The sequence below is a fragment of the Streptomyces sp. NPDC028305 genome (genome assembly GCF_055569495.1).
Window position 1 is genome coordinate 664,752 of the sequence record NZ_JBVHTN010000002.1, and the last position, 16,534, is coordinate 681,285.

A 16,534-nucleotide genomic window follows, 5' to 3' on the forward strand; every position below is an offset into this window, starting at 1 on the left:
GTCGCGTGGGCGCGGGCCCGGGGCATGGCCTCGTTCAGCAGGTGTTGTTCGTCTGGGTGAGCAGCCCCAGACGCCAGGGGAACTGGGAGTAGTCACCGTCGGCCGAGGGGTTCATGCCCTGGTAGAGGAAGTGCAGCCGGCAGGAGTTGATGGTCATGGTCTGGTCGTTTCCGGTCCGGATGAGTTCGCCGTGGCTGATGTCCTGGGTCCAGGCGCCGGACGGGAAGGACACGTTGTTGCTGCGGGCGAACGGATTGGCCTCGGTGGCGGCCAGCGGCTGCCACTGGCCGGTGAGTCCCTGGGCGGTGAAGGAGCGGTAGTAGCGCCTGCCGTTGCTGCCGATGGCCTCCATCATCAGCAGGTAGGTGTTGGTGCCCTGGACGCGGTAGACGGCGTCGCCCTCGAACAGGGCGAACTTGGAGTCCTGAAGGACGAGTTGGCTGTTGCGGAAGTTGTTGGGGTTACCGGGGTCGGTGCTGGTGGAGTACGACGGCGGGCCGGTCTGGTACACGAGGTACCACAGCCCCTTGGGCGCGAAGTAGAACACCTGGGGAGCGGCGGCGTAGCGGGTGCCGATGTTGGGGTTGGTGTCCAGATAGGTCAGCGGGGCCGAGCCCGCCTGCGACCAGTCGGTGAAGCTGGTGTACGCCATGCTCCAGGCGCCCGAGGTGTTCGCGGTCGTCATGAAGACGTGCCACTTGCCGTTCGCCTGGATCACCGTCGCGTCCTTGACGGAGACGACGGGGTGGGCGGCGTCGGGCTTGGGGGCGAGCAGCGGGCCGGTGGAGGACCACTGGAAGCTGCTCGGCAGCGCGGCGGCGGCCTTCGGGGCCGCCTGGGTGTCCCGGCCCGCCGCGGCCAGGTGCTCCCTTGCGGGTCCGGAACGGTGGCGCGTGGGGAGGGCCTTGCCGGAACGGATGACGCGGGCGCTGTCGTGCTCGGCCTGTCCCGGCGCGGGGCGGCGGCACAGACTCTGTCCCCGACCCGGTCCGTTCGATATGTCGAATCATGGCCGGGCCTTCGGACGTCAAGGATGAGAGGCGAAGCGCCGACGGCGTCAATACCTCTCGCACCACCCGGCCCGCCGGCCCCGCGGCTCGCGGTCCGGCCGGAGCCGGCGAGCACGCCCGGGGCGCGCTCGGGCGTGCTCGTCCGGGGTGGCTCAGCAGCAGGCGGGGCGAACCAGGGCCAGGTCCGGCGGCAGGCTCTGGGCCGTCCGGGCGGCCGTCGCCGCGGATTCACCGCTCCGCGCGGAGGCGGCGCGCCCCGTCTTCGACCCCGACGCCACCAGGTTGTCCACCGTGTGCACCACGCCGCCGAGCACCACCTGCCGCACCGCCGCGGCCGCCTGGATGTCGCTCAGCGGGTTGCCTTCCACCAGCACCAGATCGGCGAGTTTCCCCGGCTCGATCGTGCCCAGATGGGCGCTCATGCCCAGCGCCCGCGCGCCCGTCACGGTGGCGGAGCGCAGCGCCTGGTACGGGCTGGCGCCGTAGCGCACCATAGTCTGAAGGTTCAGGTGGTAGTAGACGGCGGGGGGCACCAGCGGGCTGTCGGTGCCGACCCCGACCCGCGCCCCGCCCTCCAGCAGCCGGTGCAGCGTCGCCCCGTGCCGGGCGGTGAACGCCAGCTCGTCGGCCGGCTCGTTCTGCTGCGCGTCGGCCACTCCCGTACGGAACTGGTCGTACTCCGCCTGCATCATCAGCGACGTCAGCCGCCGGTCGCCGACCGCCCACCCGGCGTACCGGTACAGCGCGGCGCGGGTGGCGGACAGGCCAGCGCCGGACAGCCCCAGCGTCGGGGTGAAGACCATGCCGGAGGCGATGAGCGGCTCGGTCACGTCCTGGTGGGTGTGGCCGAGGTGGGTCTCCTTCTGGCGGCGGCCGTAGCGGCTGGTGCCGCCGATGTGTTCGACGCCGTCGGCGCCGAAGCCGAGCGGACCGAACAGGTAGTGGGAGGTGGCGGGCAGGCCGAGGCGGTGCACCGCCCGCACGGCGGCGCGCTGTAGCGCGTACGGCAGCCGCACATAGGCCTTGAGCAGGTCGTGGCCGAGCGCCTCGGCCTTGGCCACCTCGCGCGCCAGCTCCTCCTCGCTCGAGATGGGGCGGCCGACGGCATAGTAGGAACGGGAGCCCTCGAGCGCGTTACCGGCCGCGAAGAGGCGTGGCCCGATGCGGCGTCCGGCGTCGATGGCCTCCTTGACCTCGACCGATTCATAGTGCGGACCGCCCGGGGAGCGCAGCGTGGTGACGCCGAACGACAGCCACAGTTTCGTGGTCTCGGCCATCAGCCAGGGCGCGTGCTCGTGGAGGGCGATCAGACCGGGCAGCGCGGTCAGCTCGCGGGCGTCGACGGTGCGGTCCCCGCTGACGGAACCGCGCTCCACGACCCGCTCGACGCGGTTGTCCTTGATGACGATGTCCACGTCGTGCCGCAATGTCTCGGCCGTGCCGTCCCAGACCGCCCCCACCTGCACGACGGTGCGCCCGGACTGCCTGGCCTGGCGCCAGGTCAGCTTGGTGGGGACCGTGGTCGCGCGGCCCGTGCGGGCGTCGGCGAGGCGCAGCCGGCCGTCGGAGAGATAGAGCAGGGAGCGCGAGTCGGCGCTCCAACTGGGGCAGTCGGCGGTCTCGCCGTTCAACTCGCGGGCGGGGCCGGTCGGCCGGCCGGCCGGGTCGAGGGCACTGAGGTGCACGGTGCCGCCGACGATGTACGCGGTGTACTGACCGTCGGGTGAGTAGACGGGCCCGGCGTCCATGGTGTTCGCGAGGGACTTCCCCGGCACCGGCTCGTCGTAGCGGGTCTCGCCACTGGCGAGGTCGACGGTCAGGATGCGGTTGGCGCCCTCGCGGTAGCGGGGTGTGGCGGGCACCAGCGCGGCGCACGACAGCTTGGTGCCGTCGGCGGAGAAGGCGGGCCTGCCGCCCCAGGCCACGGTGCGTACGGCGCCGGAGGCGACATCGACGGTCTGCATGATGCTGGACCAGAAGGAGAACGCGACGGTCTTGCCGTCGGGGCTGAAGACGGGCCAGGTGAGCTGGCCCTGAAGGTCGGTCAGCTGCCGGTCCTCGCCGCTGTCGAGGTCGTGGAGCCACAGGTTGGTCGTGGCGCCGCCACCCCGGTCGCTGACATACACCAGGGTGGACCCGTCGGGGTGCCAGGCGAGGCCGCTGTTGATGTTCCCGTCGGAGATCACGGCCTTGGGCGTGGAACCGATGCGGCCGACCCAGATGTCGCCGAGCGCGGCGAAGGCGTACCGGTTGCCGTCGGGCGACAGGCACGGGCTGACGATGCCCTTGACCTCGCGCGGCGCGGTGGAGTCGAAGTCCCGCGGGGCGGGCCGCTCCGGGACGCGCGGCACGGTGAGGTGGGCGGTGAAGGGGATGTCCTTGACCGAGTCGCCGGTGAGCGACCTGCGGCGGATCTTTCCGTCGGCCGTGTAGAACACCTCGTCGCCGGAGATCCAGCGCGCGGCGAACGGGAACACCTCCTCGCCGTCGTCGGAGACGGCCTTCCCGTCCACGACGAGGGTGGCGGCCGACGGGGTGAGGTGGACATACGCCAGCTTGGTCCCGTCGGGGGACAGGGACGGCCCCGCCACCCGCCCCTTGGCGACGGCGACGAGCTCGGTGCGCTCGCCGTCGGCGTCGACCTGGACGACGGCCTGCGGGGCGTCGCCCTTGCCGCTGGTGAAGACGATGGCCTGCCCGTCGGGACGCCAGTAGGGCTGTGCCTCCTGCGCGGTGGCGTCCGCCCCGGTGGCCCACAGCCCGCTCTCGCCGGTGTCGAGGTCGAGGACGTGGATGGCGTAGCGCCCGTCCGTCTCGCCCGCGTAGGCGATCCGCTTGCCGTCCGGGGAGAACCGCGGCTCGCGGTGGTCGGAGGCGCCCTTGGTCAGCTGCCGGGCCCCGGTGCCGTCGGCGCGGGCGAGCCAGAGATGGAAGTTGCCGTCGGCGTACGACTGGTAGACCAGATGGCGGCCGTCGGGCGAGAAGTCGGGCTCGGTCGCCTCGTGGTCGATGCCGGTGAGCCGGCCGGCCTCACCGCCGTCGGCCGGGACCGTCCAGAGCAGGTTGAGCAGGTCCAGTACGACGGTCCGGCCATCGGGGGAGAGCGCGGCGGAGGCGTTGGTGGCCTGGCTGACGCTGATCCGCCGGGTGTCGCCCTTCGCCTCCGCCGTGCCCCGCGCGGTGGACGCCGCGGCCGCCTCGGTCTCGATCCCGGCCAGGGGGCCGCCCAGCCACAGACCGCCGGCCCCGACCGCAGCCTGGCCGCTCCGCTGGATGAGTGTTCTGCGTGATAACTCCAACGCCGTGTCCCCCCTGGGCTCGGTCACTTGCCCGGTCGCAGGTGTGAATGACCGGCGCAGGCAGGGTGGCACACGGGTCTGAACCCGGTCTAAACGCACGACCGGCGCGTCAGGCGCGGGGCGGTCGTGCCCTTCGTCATCTCTCGGGCCTCGCCCTCGCGGGCATCTACAACGTCACCTTCCCCTGGTCTCCTGCGAGAGCCCGGGGAGTGGTGCCACGCCGTCCCCCGGTTCTCTCCGATCCGGGCGTCGAGCGCGCTCAGTGTGCCAGCTTCAGACCGGCCACGCAGCCGACGATGCCCGCCAGCAACAGCAGCCTCAGCGGGGTGGCGGACTCACCGCCGAAGGCGATGGCGTACCCCGCGGTGAGCACCGCGCCGATGCCCACCCAGACCGCGTATCCAGTGCCCACCGGCACCGTCCGCAGCGCGTAGGCCAGGCCCGCCATGCTCAGTACCAGGCCGGTGCCGAAGACCACGGTCGGCAGGGGGCGGCTGAACCCCTCGGACTTGCCCAGCGCCGTGGCCCACACGGCCTCGAGTACTCCGGACACCACCAGAACGATCCATGCCATGACGGACGACTCCTCGCGTCGTCTTGTCATGACTGGGTACGGCGCATCTCGTCCAGGAGCTGGTGGGGCTCTGCCCGCCATCATCGCACACGCGTTCAGGGCTGGAGGTCGGCGAGAAGCTTCTTCGCCGCCTCCAGCTTCGGCCCGTATTTCGCGGGATCCGTGGCGTTGAGCGCTGTGAAGATGTCCACGGCCTCCCGCGCCCGCACCAGAGCCTGGTCCCGCTGCCCGGAATAGCGCAGATACGGAATCGTCGGCCACATCAGCCAGTCGCCCAGCGCCGGGCGATACCTGGCGGGGTCCTTGGTGGCGAGCCCGCGCAGCACATCCGTGGCCTCGACGGCACGCTGCGCGCCCTGGGCACGCTCGGACTCGTCCCACAGGATCTGCGCCAGATTGACCAGCGTCCAGGCCTTCCGGTACACGTGCTCGTCGGAGTCGGGCTGCTCCCGGATCAGCTGCTCGTACAGGCTCAGTGCCTCCTGCTCCCGGGCGAGGGCCTCGTCGTAACGGCGGATGCCCTTCAGATAGGTCCCCGCCGGGAACACCAGCCATGACGCGAGCCCGGCTCGGTAGCCGGGATTCTTCGCGGTGAGCCGGCGGAGCAGGTCCGTCGCTTCGACGGCCCGCTGCGCGCCCTGGATCTGGTCGGAGTTCGCCCACAGGGCCTGTGCCAGATTGACCAGAGTCGTGGCCTTCCGATAGGCGAGCTCGTCGGAGTCGGGCTGCTCGCGGATCAGCTGCTCGTACAGCCCCAGCGCCTCCTGCATGGCGGCGACGGCCTCGTCATGGCGACCGGCGGCCAACAGATGAATGCCCAGGGGGGACACCAGCCAGCCGGCGAGCCTCGCACGGTAGCCGGGGTCCTGGGCCACGACCTCGCGGGCGACCGCGATCCCGTCGAACGCCCGGGCGATGGCCTCGTCGCGCAGCGGGCCAGGGAGGTTCCACAGGGTCTGCGCCCTCGTCATCAGGGCCTGCGCATCCGCGATGCGGGCCGCCGCGCTCGGCGTGGCCGTGTCGTAGAAGCAGGTCAAGAGCTTCTCGCCGACCCGGTACAGCTGTACACTCCCGGCCGGTGTCGTCGCCGCGGTGAGCTCGGCGTACGACCACCACGTCTGCCCGAGCCGCAGGGGCGCCGACCACGTGGGCTGCTGCGGATCCCGGTAGGCGGTCTGGACACGGTAGTCCCGGCCCAGCCAGAACGCATTGAGCCGCCGCCCCGCGGTCACCGCCGGGACGGTGGTGAAGGGCTGGCCCCAGTTGGTCAGGTGCCGTGGGGTGGCCTCGGCCGGCGCGCTCCAGCCACCGTCGTAGTGGATGAACCACATGGACCCGAACCCGCCCTGCCAGAACACATCTGCCTTCCCGTCCCCGCTGCCCGCGGCCTGGATGCTCGACGGAAAGTCGCCCCCGGGGAACTCGGCGATCTGCGCGGGCGCGCTCCAGGCGGGGGCGGGTGCGTGGGAGTCGTAGGTGACGCTGTGCACCGTGCGGTCGTCTCTGGTCCAGAAGGCCATCACCACCCCGGGCGAAGGACAGGCCACCGTGAGGTCCGAGCTCAGCGACGCGGTGCCGGCCGGGGCCGCTTCCTGTGGCGCGCCCCACGCGCCCTTGGCGTCCTGGAACACCGCCATCAGCGCGCCGGTTTGATTGTTCAGCCAGATCACGACGGTCGAACCCGATGTCGCGGCGGCCTTGAAGTACAGCATGTAGTCGGTGTCACCGCTCACCTTGACCGGAGCCGCCAGCCACCCGCTCGGCTGGGTGGCGTCGGTGCGCGTGGCGTAGACGCCGCCGTCCGCACCGCGGAACAGAACCGTGATCAGGCCCGGCCCGGATGACAGGGCGAGAACCGGAGGTGCGTCCAGCACCGACTTCTCCGCGCTGATGGCCACCGACGGCTTCCAGGCCGGTGCGGTCGCGGTGGAGTCGTAGGACGTCGTGCGCAGCTGTGCCTTCTGCGGATCCCGCCACACCAGCACGGTGCGCCCCGGCCGGTCCGACGCGGCGCCCACGGACGCCATGGTGTCCGGCACCCCTACCGGGGCCCAGGGGGACCATCCGGGCACATGCGGGTCCTTGGCCCAGTAGGCCACGGTGTCGTGGAAGCCCATGAGGTTGGCCAGACCGGTCTGGACCCGCAGCTCCGCGCGGACCTGGTCGGTGTATCGGGCCACCACGTTTTCGAACTCGGCCTGCCCTCCCGGGAGCCACGCGGTCCTGGCGGTACCCGAGTCGTAGTCGGTGATGTGGTCCACGCCCCTGTAGGACACGTAGTAGCTGCCGGGGTCCACACGGCCGTCGACCACCGGTTCGATGGCCTGGTCGGCGTGTTGGAACACCCAGTCGAGCCGTGCCGCGTGTCGCGTCAGCTCCTCGCGGGCCAGCCTGTCCTCGCGGTACTGCGGGTTGAGCCCGGCGATCACGCCGAACCGGACCGTCAGCACATAGACATACGCGACGTATGCCAGTCGGTGGTCGAAGACGCTCTCGGGCGAGTTGGCGTCCGGCCGGTAGAAGAAGGAGTCGCCCTCCAGCAGCGTGTTCGCCGCCAGCCGGGAGTTGTTGTCCGCGTTGGCCCGCAGCAGGGGGTCCCGGCGCCCGTCGGCGACCCAGCTGTTGAGCTCGTCCATGGCGGTGCGGGCCTTCCCGCGCAGGCCGTCCAAGTCGCGCTGGAGATTGAGGACATAGGCCTGCTGCTCGACCCTGACCGCCTGCTTGACGGCTTCGAGCAGCTCGTCGAACCGCCCCTGGAGGGAGACGAAGTCCTGGTGCAGCACCTCCAGCTTGGCCAGGATCTCCTGTTCGGGAGTGGGGTCCTCCCTGCCGAGGCTGACGAAATCGCAGATGGTCTGGTAGGCCTGGTACGCCTTCTTGCCGGCTTCGTAGACCGCGATGGCGGTGACGATGGGCGTGGTCATATCCGGTTGTCCCCCCGGTGTGCCTGTACCCAACAGCGGGCACGTCCGCGACCGGTCGTCCGCACGCGGGTCAGACGGCGCAGACCGGTTATTGAATCCAAGTAAACAATAAAGCGGGACTGTATGTGACGGGTAATGAAAAAAGCCCCCACAAACCCTTAAGTGCATCTAACAAGGCGCGGTGTGTGAACCCGCCCGGTACGGGCCCGGGGACGCCGCCGCGGACAGGGCGGGCCGGTGCCGGACACCTTGACGTGTCTCGGGGGTGATGCATTGATGGGAGCGCTCCCAACTATTCGATCGCATAAGGCACCAGGCACTCACTCCTTGGAGTCGCAATGAGACGAAAGAGAAACCTGGCTGTCCTGCTGGCCGTATTGGCCGGTCTCCTCGGGATCGTGGGCCTCGGCCAGACCGCCCACGCCGAGTCGCGCGCCCGGCTGGCCACCGGCCTCCACATCAGCGACGGCCGTCTGCTGGAGGGCAACGGCAACGATTTCGTCATGCGCGGCGTCAACCACGCCCACACCTGGTACCCGGGCGAGACGCAGTCGCTGGCCGACATCAAGGCCCTGGGCGCCAACACCGTCCGCGTCGTCCTCTCCAACGGCCACCGCTGGACCAAGAACAGCGCCGAGGACGTGGCCGCCATCGTGGCTCAGTGCAAGGCCAACCGGCTCATCTGCGTGCTGGAGGTGCACGACACCACCGGCTACGGCGAGGAGTCCGCGGCCGCTTCGCTCGACCAGGCGGCCGACTACTGGATCGGCCTCAAGAGCGTGCTCGCCGGCGAAGAGAACTACGTCATCATCAACATCGGCAACGAGCCCTGGGGCAACACCAACCCCGCCGGCTGGACCGATCCCACGGTCGACGCGGTCAAGAAGCTGCGCGCCGCCGGGTTCCAGCACACGATCATGGTGGACGCCCCCAACTGGGGGCAGGACTGGCAGGGCGTCATGCGGGCCAACGCGCGGACCGTCTACGACGCCGACTCCACCGGCAACCTGATCTTCTCGATCCACATGTACAGCGTCTATGACACGGCGCAGGAGATCACCGACTATCTGAACGCCTTCGTCACCGCCCGTCTGCCCATCCTCATCGGCGAGTTCGGCGGGCCCCCCGACCAGTACGGCGACCCGGACGAGAACACCATGATGGCCACCGCGCAGCAGCTGAAGCTCGGATATCTGGCCTGGTCCTGGAGCGGCAACACCGATCCCATCCTGGACATGACCACCGACTTCGACCCCAACAAGCTCACCGACTGGGGCAAGCGCGTCTTCAACGGGCCCAACGGCATCGCCGAGACCTCCCGTGAGGCCACCGTCTTCGGCGGCGGCTCCGGCGGCGACACCCAGGCCCCGACCGCCCCCGGCACCCCGACCGCCTCCGCCGTGACGGCCACCTCCGCCACCCTCACCTGGCCCGCCGCCACCGACAACGTCGGCGTCACCGCCTACGACGTCGTCCGCGTCAGCGGAGGCACCGAGACGCGGGTCGCCACGTCGACCGGCACCACGGCGACCGTCACGGGCCTGACCGCGAACACCTCGTACACCTTCGCCGTCTACGCCCGGGACGCGGCCGGCAACCGCTCGGCCCGCTCGGCCACGGTCGGCGTGACCACGCAGCAGGGCGGCGGCTCCGGCGGAGCCTGCTCGGTCGGCTACCGCGTCGTGGGCGACTGGGGCAGCGGCTTCCAGGGGGAGATCTCCATCCGCAACACCGGCTCCGCCGCCATCAACGGCTGGACCCTGGGATTCTCCTTCGCCAACGGCCAGACCATCACCAACATGTGGGGCGGCACGCCGCAGCAGAGCGGCGCCGCGGTGACCGTCACCCCCGCCGCCTACACCGCCACCATCCCCGCCGCCGGTTCGGTCACCGTCGGCTTCACCGCCAACAGGGGCAGCACCAACTCCGCGCCGACCGCCTTCACGCTCAGCGGCAGCGCCTGCGCCACCGGCTGACGTACGACGAGGAGGGCATGCCCGCGGCTGCCCCGCGGGCATGCCATCCCCTGTCGAAATCGTCGTCGGCGGCCATCACGTTCCCGCGTCCGGCGTGCCGGCGCCGCCGCCCTTCGGAGGGGCCACCCGCTCGACCACGCCGTCCGGGAACCGGACCTCCACCGTGCCGTCAGGCATCAACTGCGCCCGGGCGCGGGAGCGTGCGGCGTGGAGGTCGCGGCACACCGCGGGGTCGGCCGTGAGGACGACCAGGGTGACCAGCAGCCGGGTGGCGCCGGGGTGGCGGTCCAGGGTGAGCAGGGGAGTGGCCGAGTGGTGGCCGTAGGCGTTGTGGCCCCGCGCCCGCGCCACCTCGCCGCTGGGCGGTTCGGGCCCGTCCGCCCACCCGAGGAGACCCACGAGCGCGGTGGTCAGGCCGTCGGGGCGGCGGGCCAGCGCCCAGCCGGGGCCGGTGTCCACGGCCGGTGGAGCGGTGTCGCAGGCCACCGCCCAGCCGCCCTCCCGCACGGTGGTGCCGGGCGGGGCCTGGACGCTGTGCACCCGCACCTCCCAGGGACCGCGCACCACGCTGCCCGTGGCGATGGTGTGCCGCCCCCCGTCGCCGTCCGCGCCGAGCGGGGTGTGCCACGACGCCGCGCGACGGCCTTCGGTGTACAGCGGATGGACACGGCCCCGGCGGGACGGGCCCGAGGGGTACAGCAGCGTGATGTGGTTGTCGGGGCCGGGCGGTTCATCGCCGGGCGGGGTCTGTGGCGCGGTGGCGGTGGAGTACCCGAGCCGGGTGTAGTGCGGGCTGTCCTGCGAGGGGGCGGGCGGGGGCGGCAGCCGGTCGCTGCCGTGGTTGACCAGGCGGACGATCCCGTCGGCGGCGGTGGAGTGCAGCAGCCACCCCGGGGCGGGCAGGGCGAGACACCGGTCGGCGGTCTCGACGGGGCCGGGTTCCTCGGTGGCCGTCCACACGGGGTGGTCGGCGGGCAGCAGCAGGCCGAGGAACGCCTTGCTCGCCCAGTACGGGGAGGCGGGGCCGGAGTAGGGCTGGACGACCGGGAGATAAGGGCGGTACCAGCCCAGGCTCAGCAGGCCGTTCGCGTCGGGCGCGCCGTGGTCGGCGAAGTGTTTCAGGGCGCCCGAGGCCAGCCTGCGGGTGCGGCCGGGCGGCAGCGGGGTGGCGTCGGTGAGGGCGCCCGCCCACAGCGGCACGGTGGTGGCGTAGCGGTAGGTGAGGGACCTGCCCTGGTGGACGGGGGCGCCGTCGGAGCCGAAGAAGTACTGGTGGGTGTCGAGGAACCGGCGCAGCCGGGCGCGGTGTTCGGCGACCCGGGCGGCGTCGGCGCGTGGCCCGGCGATGCGCGCCCACAGGACGGGGTACAGATGCAGGGCCCAGGCGTTGTAGTAGTCGAACTTCCGGCCGTCGCCGTCGGTGTACCAGCCGTCGCCCCGGTACCAGTCGTCCAGGCGCGCCAGGCCCGCGTCGATCTCGGCGCGTTCGTGCGGCGCGTCGACCGAGGCGAGGAATTCCTCGGTGATGACCTGGAAGAGGCGCCAGTTGGAGTCGTTGGCGGTGGCGCCGACGAAGCCGCCCAGCCACTCGGCGGTCCGCCCGCGTACGGCGTCGGGCAGCCGGTCCCAGATCCAGGGGCGGGTCTCGTGCAGGGCGATCGCGATGGAGGCGGCCTCCACCATGGGCTGGGCGCGGTCGGCGATGGGGGGCCAGCGCTCCCGGTGGCGTGGGTCGGTGCCGGCGGCGAGACCGGCGGCGTAGCGCTCGACGAGCCCCTGGATCACGGTGGAGCCGGGGGCGTCGGTTCCGCCGGCGCCGGCGATCCGGAAGGCGGCGAGCAGGAACGAGCGGGCGTAGCCCTCCAGCCCGTCCGACCACGGGCCGGAGTAGCTGGCCGGCCCGGGGAGCCGGTACTGGGCCAGGCCGGGGGAGGCATACGGGACGAGTGCGGTCAGCAGGCGGTCGGCGGCGGCCTCCCAGTGCGCGCGGGTGTAGCCCGTGTACGGCGAGAGCCGGGTGTCGGGGCGCGGCGGGTGGTTGGTGTCGACCGAGAGATGCGGCGCGGTCATGCCGGGTCGGGTCCTCCGTGTGTCACTGTGCGCGTTCGGGCGAGGGCGGTCCCACGCTGTCGCGTACGACGATGTGGGTGCCGAGCACTTGGTGGGTGTCGGCGGTCTCTTCGGGATCGCGCAGGGCCATCCGTACCGCGACCCGGCCCAGTTCCTCGGCGGGGGTGTGGACGGTGGTCAGCGGGGGGTTGAAGTCCTGGGCGAGTGGGATGTCGTTGTAGCCGACGAGGGAGATGTCGCCGGGTACGCGCAGGCCCGCCTCGGCGATGGCCCGCAGCGCTCCGGCGGCGACCATGTCGTCCCCCGCGAAGACCGCGGTGAACTCCGTTCCGTCTCTGAGCAGTTCGGCCATCGCACGGTGTCCGGCGGCGCGGCCGAGGCCGCAGTCGACGACATGTGCGGCCGCGGGCGGCAGGCCGTGTGCGGCGAGCGCGGCGCGATAGCCGGCGACCCGGGCGTCCAGGGCCGTGTTCCCGGGCAGCCCGCCCAGGAACACGATCCGCCGGTGCCCCGTGGAGACCAGGTGGCCGGTGATGGCCCTGGCGCCGGCCTCGTTGTCGAACTCGACGACGAGCGCGGGGATGTCCGGGCCGGGCGCGGGCCGTCCGCACAGCACCAGCCGGGAGCCCGCGGCCGCCAGGGCGTGGGCGTAGTGGGCCACGCGCTCCCGGTAGGCGTCGTCCTCGACGACGCCGCCCGCCAGGATCACCACGCTGGCGCCCTCCTCCCGCATGAGCTGCACGAACTCCAGCTCCCGCTGCGGGTCGCCCCCGGTGCTGCCGACCAGACACAGCCGGCCGTGGGCCGTCGCCTCGGCCTCGACCCCCTCGGCGACCTTCGCGTAGAAGGGGTTGGTGACCTGGCGCAGCACGACGGCGACCATCTTGCGGCCGCCGCCCACCAGTGCGCGGGCGTGCGCGTTGGCCACGTAGTCCAGGGCCCGCGCGGCGCGGAGCACCCGGGTGCGGGTGGCGGGCGGCACCGGGTGGTTGCCGCTCAGCGCGCGGGAGACGGTGGCCGCGGACACGCCCGCCCGCTCCGCCACATCGCGGATCGTGGCCCGCCCCCTTGCCGCCATGCCGTTCCCTCATCTCCTCGCGCCACGTGGTCGTCGGTGCCGTCTCAGCTGTTCGCGGCGTAGTCCTTGGCGAACTCCTCGGCCATCCTGTCGCCGCCGCGGGAGCGCCAGGTCTTGACGGCGGCGTCGTACTCGGACATCGGGGAGCGCCCGGCGATGACCGCGGTGATCGTGTCGTCCATGAGGGCCCTGAGGGTGGTGCCCTGCGCGGTGGAGGTGCGGGACTGGAGCCCGTACGACGCGTTGCGGATGGCGACCGGGACCACCTTCTGCTGCCAGGCGTGCAGCGCGCGTACGACCTCGGGCCTGCCCGGCACGAACAGCACCTGCGGCCCCTCGGCCAGATACTTGAAGGGGAGGTTGTTGACGTTCTCCACCTGGCCCAGCTTGGTGGTCTTCGGCGCGCCGTCCTTGTCCCGGGTGAAGTGCACTCCCTCCAGGCCGTAGTGCATGAGCTCCCATTCCTTGGTGCCGAACGGGGCGGCCAGGTAGTCGAGCAGGCGCAGCAGCAGTTCGACGCGTTCCTTCTTGGCCTTCTTCAGGATGGTGTAGCCGAAGGAGCGGCGGGCGGCGACGATGCCGCCGGGGGTGCCGTCCACGTCGTAGGGCAGGGCGGGGGCGGGGGTGAGCAGGCCCTTGGAGTCGGGGTAGAGGGTCTGGTAGGAGCCGAAGCCGTTCTGCATGGAGCCGGCGGTGCCGTTGAGGAACAGGGTGTTCAGGTCCACCGCCGACAGCGAGGTGGCGTCGGGGTGGTACGAGCCGTTCTTGCGGAGCTGCGCCTGGTAGGCGATCGCGGCCTTGTACCGCTCATCGGTGAAGTTCGGGCGGAAGGTGCCCTTGGTGTCCACGGCCCAGCCCTGCGGGGCGTTGTGGGCCGCGGAGTGCACGGCGTTGCCGAACAGCGAACCGGTGGACGCGCCCAGGGCGTAGGCCTTGCCGTGGGTGGCCTTCTTGGCGACGTCGGCGAAGTCCTGGGAGGTCCATCCCTCTTTCATGCCGGCGTCGCGGAACATGCCCTGGTTGAGCCACAGCGTGGAGCCGGGCAGCGGGCGTTCGAGGGGGATGCCGTAGATGCGGCCCCCGACGCGGCCCATGTCGCGCCAGGCGTGGGTGGGGATGCCCGCCAGGTTGGGGTAGTCCTTGACGGCCTCGCCCGACAGGAACGGCGTCAGGTCCTCGGCCCTGCGCTGCACGAACTGCGCTTCGCGGGGAAGGACGAACCCGGAGAAGACGTTGATGATGTCCGGCAGCGAATCGGGGTCGCCCGCCATCACCGTGGCCATCTTCTTCTGGTAGTCGGCCTGCGAGACGATGGTGAACTCGATCTTGACGCCCAGGGCCTTCTCGACGGCCCGCCAGTACTGGTTCTGCCCCCGCCCCTTCGGCGGGGTGCCGAAGGTGACGGACATGACCTTGACCGTGGAGCCGTCGCCCGGGGTGCGCGCGACCGAGGTGGCCAGATCGGCGGGGTAGGAGGTGTAGCCGGGCTGGACCCCCGACTCGGTGGCGGCGAGGTCGGGCTTGGCGCCCGAGGCCGCCTTGTAGGCGGGCCACGCGGCGAGTTTCTTGCCCGCGTTGGAGACATCGCCGTCGTCCGAACCGGTGGAGCAGGCGGTGAGCAGACCGGGGAGGCAGACCGCGGCTCCACCGGTGGTCATGGAGCGCAGCAGGGTGCGTCGGGACATGCTGGGCATGGGCGGGGGACCTTTCTGGGTGCGGCTCGTGAGGCTGCTGGCTGTTGCGGGCTCAGCTCTTGATGGCGCCGGTGAGCACGCCCTTGGTGAAGTACTTCTGGAGGAAGGGGTAGACGAGCAGGATCGGCACGGTGGCGATCACGAGGATGGCCATCTGGATCGTCTGCGGCGCGTTCACCGTGGCTTCTCCGGTGGTGGTGTCCGTGAGCCCGGCGCCGGTCACCACATAGGTGCGCAGCACCTGTTGGAGCGGCCAGTGGTCGCTTTCGAGGTAGAGCGAGGCGTAGAACCAGGAGTTCCAGTAGGCGACGGCGTAGAACAGGCCGACGACGGCGAGCGCGGCCTTCGACAGGGGCAGCACGACCGACCACAGCACCCGCAGGTCTCCGGCGCCGTCCAGCCGGGCCGCCTCGTACAGCTCCTCGGGGATGGCGTGGAAGAAGCCGCGCAGGACGACCAGGTTGAAGACGTTGATCAGCACCGGGAGGATCAGCGAGGCGTAGGAGTCGAGCAGTCCGAGTTCCTTGACGAGCAGGAAGTTCGGGATCATGCCGGGCGGAAAGAGGAAGGTGAACAGGACCAGCAGGAGTACGGGTCTGCCGCCGAAGACACCGGGGCGGGACAGCGCGTAGGCGAGGGTGACCGTGCAGGCGAGGCTGAGCAGGGTGCCGATGACGGTGACGCCCGCGCTGACCCCGAGCGCCTGGGTGACGATGCCGCCGTCGAGGATGTCGCGGTACGCCTGGAGGGTCGGGTGTTCGGGCCACAGCACCCAGCCGCCGTTGGCCACCACCTCGCGCTGGGAGGCGAGCGAGGTCGACAGGATCACCAGGAACGGCACACAGACCAGCAGCACGACGGCGACGAGGGCGACGGCCTTGCCGGCCTGTGTGAGGGGTTTCGGCTTCTCCATCCAGCCGGGCCGCACCGTGGCGCTCACTTGTAGACCCCCTGTTCCCCGAGCCGGTGGGCGACCTTGTTGGCCGCGTAGACGAGCAGCGCGCCGACCAGGCCCTTGAACAGGCCCGCGGCCGCCGCGAACCCGTAGTCGCCGCCGACGATGCCCTGGTAGTAGACGAAGGTGTCGATGATCTCGGCGGCCTGCGGGCCGACCGCGTCGCGCTGGAGCAGCATCTGCTCGAAGCCCACGGAGAGGATGTCGCCCAGCCGCATGATGAGCAGCAGAATGATCACCGGGCGGATGGCGGGCAGGGTGACATGCCAGAAGCGCCGCCAGGGCCCCGCCCCGTCGATCGCGGCGGCCTCGTACTGCTGCTCGTCGACCTGCGACAGCGCGGCCAGGAAGATGATGGTGCCCCAGCCGGCGTCCTTCCAGATCACCTGGGCCACCACCAGCGGCTTGAAGGCGTCCGGGTTTCCGATGATGTCGACGGTGTGCAGACCGGCGTCGCCGAGGTAGCCGTTCACCAGACCCGTGTCCCCGAGGACCTGCTGGAACAGGGCTACGACGATCACCCATGAGATGAAGTGCGGCAGATACACCACCGATTGCACAAAGCGCCGCACGGTGGACCAGGTCAGGCTGTGCAGCAGCAGCGCGAGGGCGAGCGGGACGGGGAAGTAGAAGACCAGCTGGAGGATCGCGATCCAGAGGGTGTTGATCACCGCGTCCCAGAACGCGCCGTCTTCCATCATCCGCTGGAAGTTCTCCACGCCGGTCCACGGGCTGCCCCAGAGGCCGTCGAAGGGCACGTACTCCTTGAAGGCGATGACGTTGCCGACGAGGGCGCCGTAGTGGAACACCAGGAAGTACGCGAGCCCGGGCACCATGAGCCAGAACAGCGTCCGGCTACGGCGTCTGTGAAAACCTTTTCGCTGGATTGAAGCGCCTGACAGGTGACGGGAAGGGCGGCTTGCCGTCGATTTCTCAGGGCGCTCACGTAGCAAC

General features: G+C 71.1%; 10 protein-coding genes and 1 riboswitch. Of the genes, 1 reads left to right on the forward strand and 9 read right to left on the reverse strand.

Translation table 11 applies throughout. From position 1 onward, the window contains the following. Positions 1-34: 34 nt before the first annotated feature. The 4 genes from ACZ4WQ_RS09575 to ACZ4WQ_RS09590 all read right to left on the reverse strand — a co-directional run bounded on the left by ACZ4WQ_RS09575 (position 35) and on the right by ACZ4WQ_RS09590 (position 7,807). A complete protein-coding gene (locus ACZ4WQ_RS09575; protein ID WP_398374448.1) occupies positions 35-1,000 on the reverse strand; it encodes a non-reducing end alpha-L-arabinofuranosidase family hydrolase in 966 nt (321 codons plus the stop codon). 162 nt (positions 1,001-1,162) lie between these two features. Beyond that, a complete protein-coding gene (locus ACZ4WQ_RS09580) occupies positions 1,163-4,336 on the reverse strand; it encodes an amidohydrolase family protein (protein WP_398374414.1) in 3,174 nt (1,057 codons plus the stop codon). Positions 4,337-4,568: 232 nt separating this feature from the next. Next, positions 4,569-4,883 (reverse strand): DMT family transporter, encoded by a 315-nt coding sequence (locus tag ACZ4WQ_RS09585; RefSeq protein WP_311723283.1) that lies wholly within the window; start codon positions 4,881-4,883, stop codon positions 4,569-4,571. Positions 4,884-4,895: 12 nt separating this feature from the next. Continuing rightward, positions 4,896-4,957, reverse strand: a riboswitch (guanidine-III (ykkC-III) riboswitch). A gap of 21 nt (positions 4,958-4,978) precedes the next feature. Further along, positions 4,979-7,807, reverse strand: a complete 2,829-nt coding sequence (locus ACZ4WQ_RS09590; RefSeq protein ID WP_398374415.1) for a tetratricopeptide repeat protein — start codon at positions 7,805-7,807, stop codon at positions 4,979-4,981. A 338-nt stretch (positions 7,808-8,145) separates the two neighbouring features. Between ACZ4WQ_RS09590 and ACZ4WQ_RS09595 the strand changes: the two genes are divergently transcribed. Then, positions 8,146-9,783 (forward strand): cellulase family glycosylhydrolase, encoded by a 1,638-nt coding sequence (locus tag ACZ4WQ_RS09595; protein ID WP_398374416.1) that lies wholly within the window; start codon positions 8,146-8,148, stop codon positions 9,781-9,783. 75 nt (positions 9,784-9,858) lie between these two features. On the opposite strand, the gene ACZ4WQ_RS09600 is transcribed toward ACZ4WQ_RS09595, so the two are convergent. The 5 genes from ACZ4WQ_RS09600 to ACZ4WQ_RS09620 are packed head-to-tail and all read right to left on the reverse strand — an operon-like array spanning position 9,859 to position 16,416. Beyond that, positions 9,859-11,853, reverse strand: a complete 1,995-nt coding sequence (locus tag ACZ4WQ_RS09600) for a DUF2264 domain-containing protein (protein ID WP_398374417.1) — start codon at positions 11,851-11,853, stop codon at positions 9,859-9,861. Between the two features lie 22 nt (positions 11,854-11,875). Next, the gene (locus ACZ4WQ_RS09605; protein ID WP_311723278.1) at positions 11,876-12,931 is read right to left on the reverse strand and encodes a LacI family DNA-binding transcriptional regulator; all 1,056 of its coding nucleotides are present in this window, start codon (positions 12,929-12,931) and stop codon (positions 11,876-11,878) included. A gap of 44 nt (positions 12,932-12,975) precedes the next feature. Next, entirely contained in the window at positions 12,976-14,625 is a 1,650-nt protein-coding gene (locus ACZ4WQ_RS09610; protein ID WP_398374419.1) for a sugar ABC transporter substrate-binding protein, read from the reverse strand. A 52-nt stretch (positions 14,626-14,677) separates the two neighbouring features. Then, the gene (locus ACZ4WQ_RS09615; protein WP_398374420.1) at positions 14,678-15,565 is read right to left on the reverse strand and encodes a carbohydrate ABC transporter permease; all 888 of its coding nucleotides are present in this window, start codon (positions 15,563-15,565) and stop codon (positions 14,678-14,680) included. Continuing rightward, entirely contained in the window at positions 15,562-16,416 is an 855-nt protein-coding gene (locus ACZ4WQ_RS09620) for an ABC transporter permease (protein ID WP_358844806.1), read from the reverse strand. Before ACZ4WQ_RS09620 ends, ACZ4WQ_RS09615 begins: the two co-directional genes overlap by 4 nt. Between the last annotated feature and the right edge of the window lie 118 nt (positions 16,417-16,534).

Coding starts and splice junctions, on each gene's coding strand:
- ACZ4WQ_RS09585 (WP_311723283.1), bottom strand. CDS start 4,883: ATGGCATGGATCGTTCTGGTGGTGTCCGGAGTACTCGAGGCCGTGTGG.
- ACZ4WQ_RS09590 (WP_398374415.1), bottom strand. CDS start 7,807: ATGACCACGCCCATCGTCACCGCCATCGCGGTCTACGAAGCCGGCAAG.
- ACZ4WQ_RS09595 (WP_398374416.1), top strand. CDS start 8,146: ATGAGACGAAAGAGAAACCTGGCTGTCCTGCTGGCCGTATTGGCCGGT.
- ACZ4WQ_RS09600 (WP_398374417.1), bottom strand. CDS start 11,853: ATGACCGCGCCGCATCTCTCGGTCGACACCAACCACCCGCCGCGCCCC.
- ACZ4WQ_RS09605 (WP_311723278.1), bottom strand. CDS start 12,931: ATGGCGGCAAGGGGGCGGGCCACGATCCGCGATGTGGCGGAGCGGGCG.
- ACZ4WQ_RS09610 (WP_398374419.1), bottom strand. CDS start 14,625: ATGCCCAGCATGTCCCGACGCACCCTGCTGCGCTCCATGACCACCGGT.
- ACZ4WQ_RS09620 (WP_358844806.1), bottom strand. CDS start 16,416: ATGGTGCCCGGGCTCGCGTACTTCCTGGTGTTCCACTACGGCGCCCTC.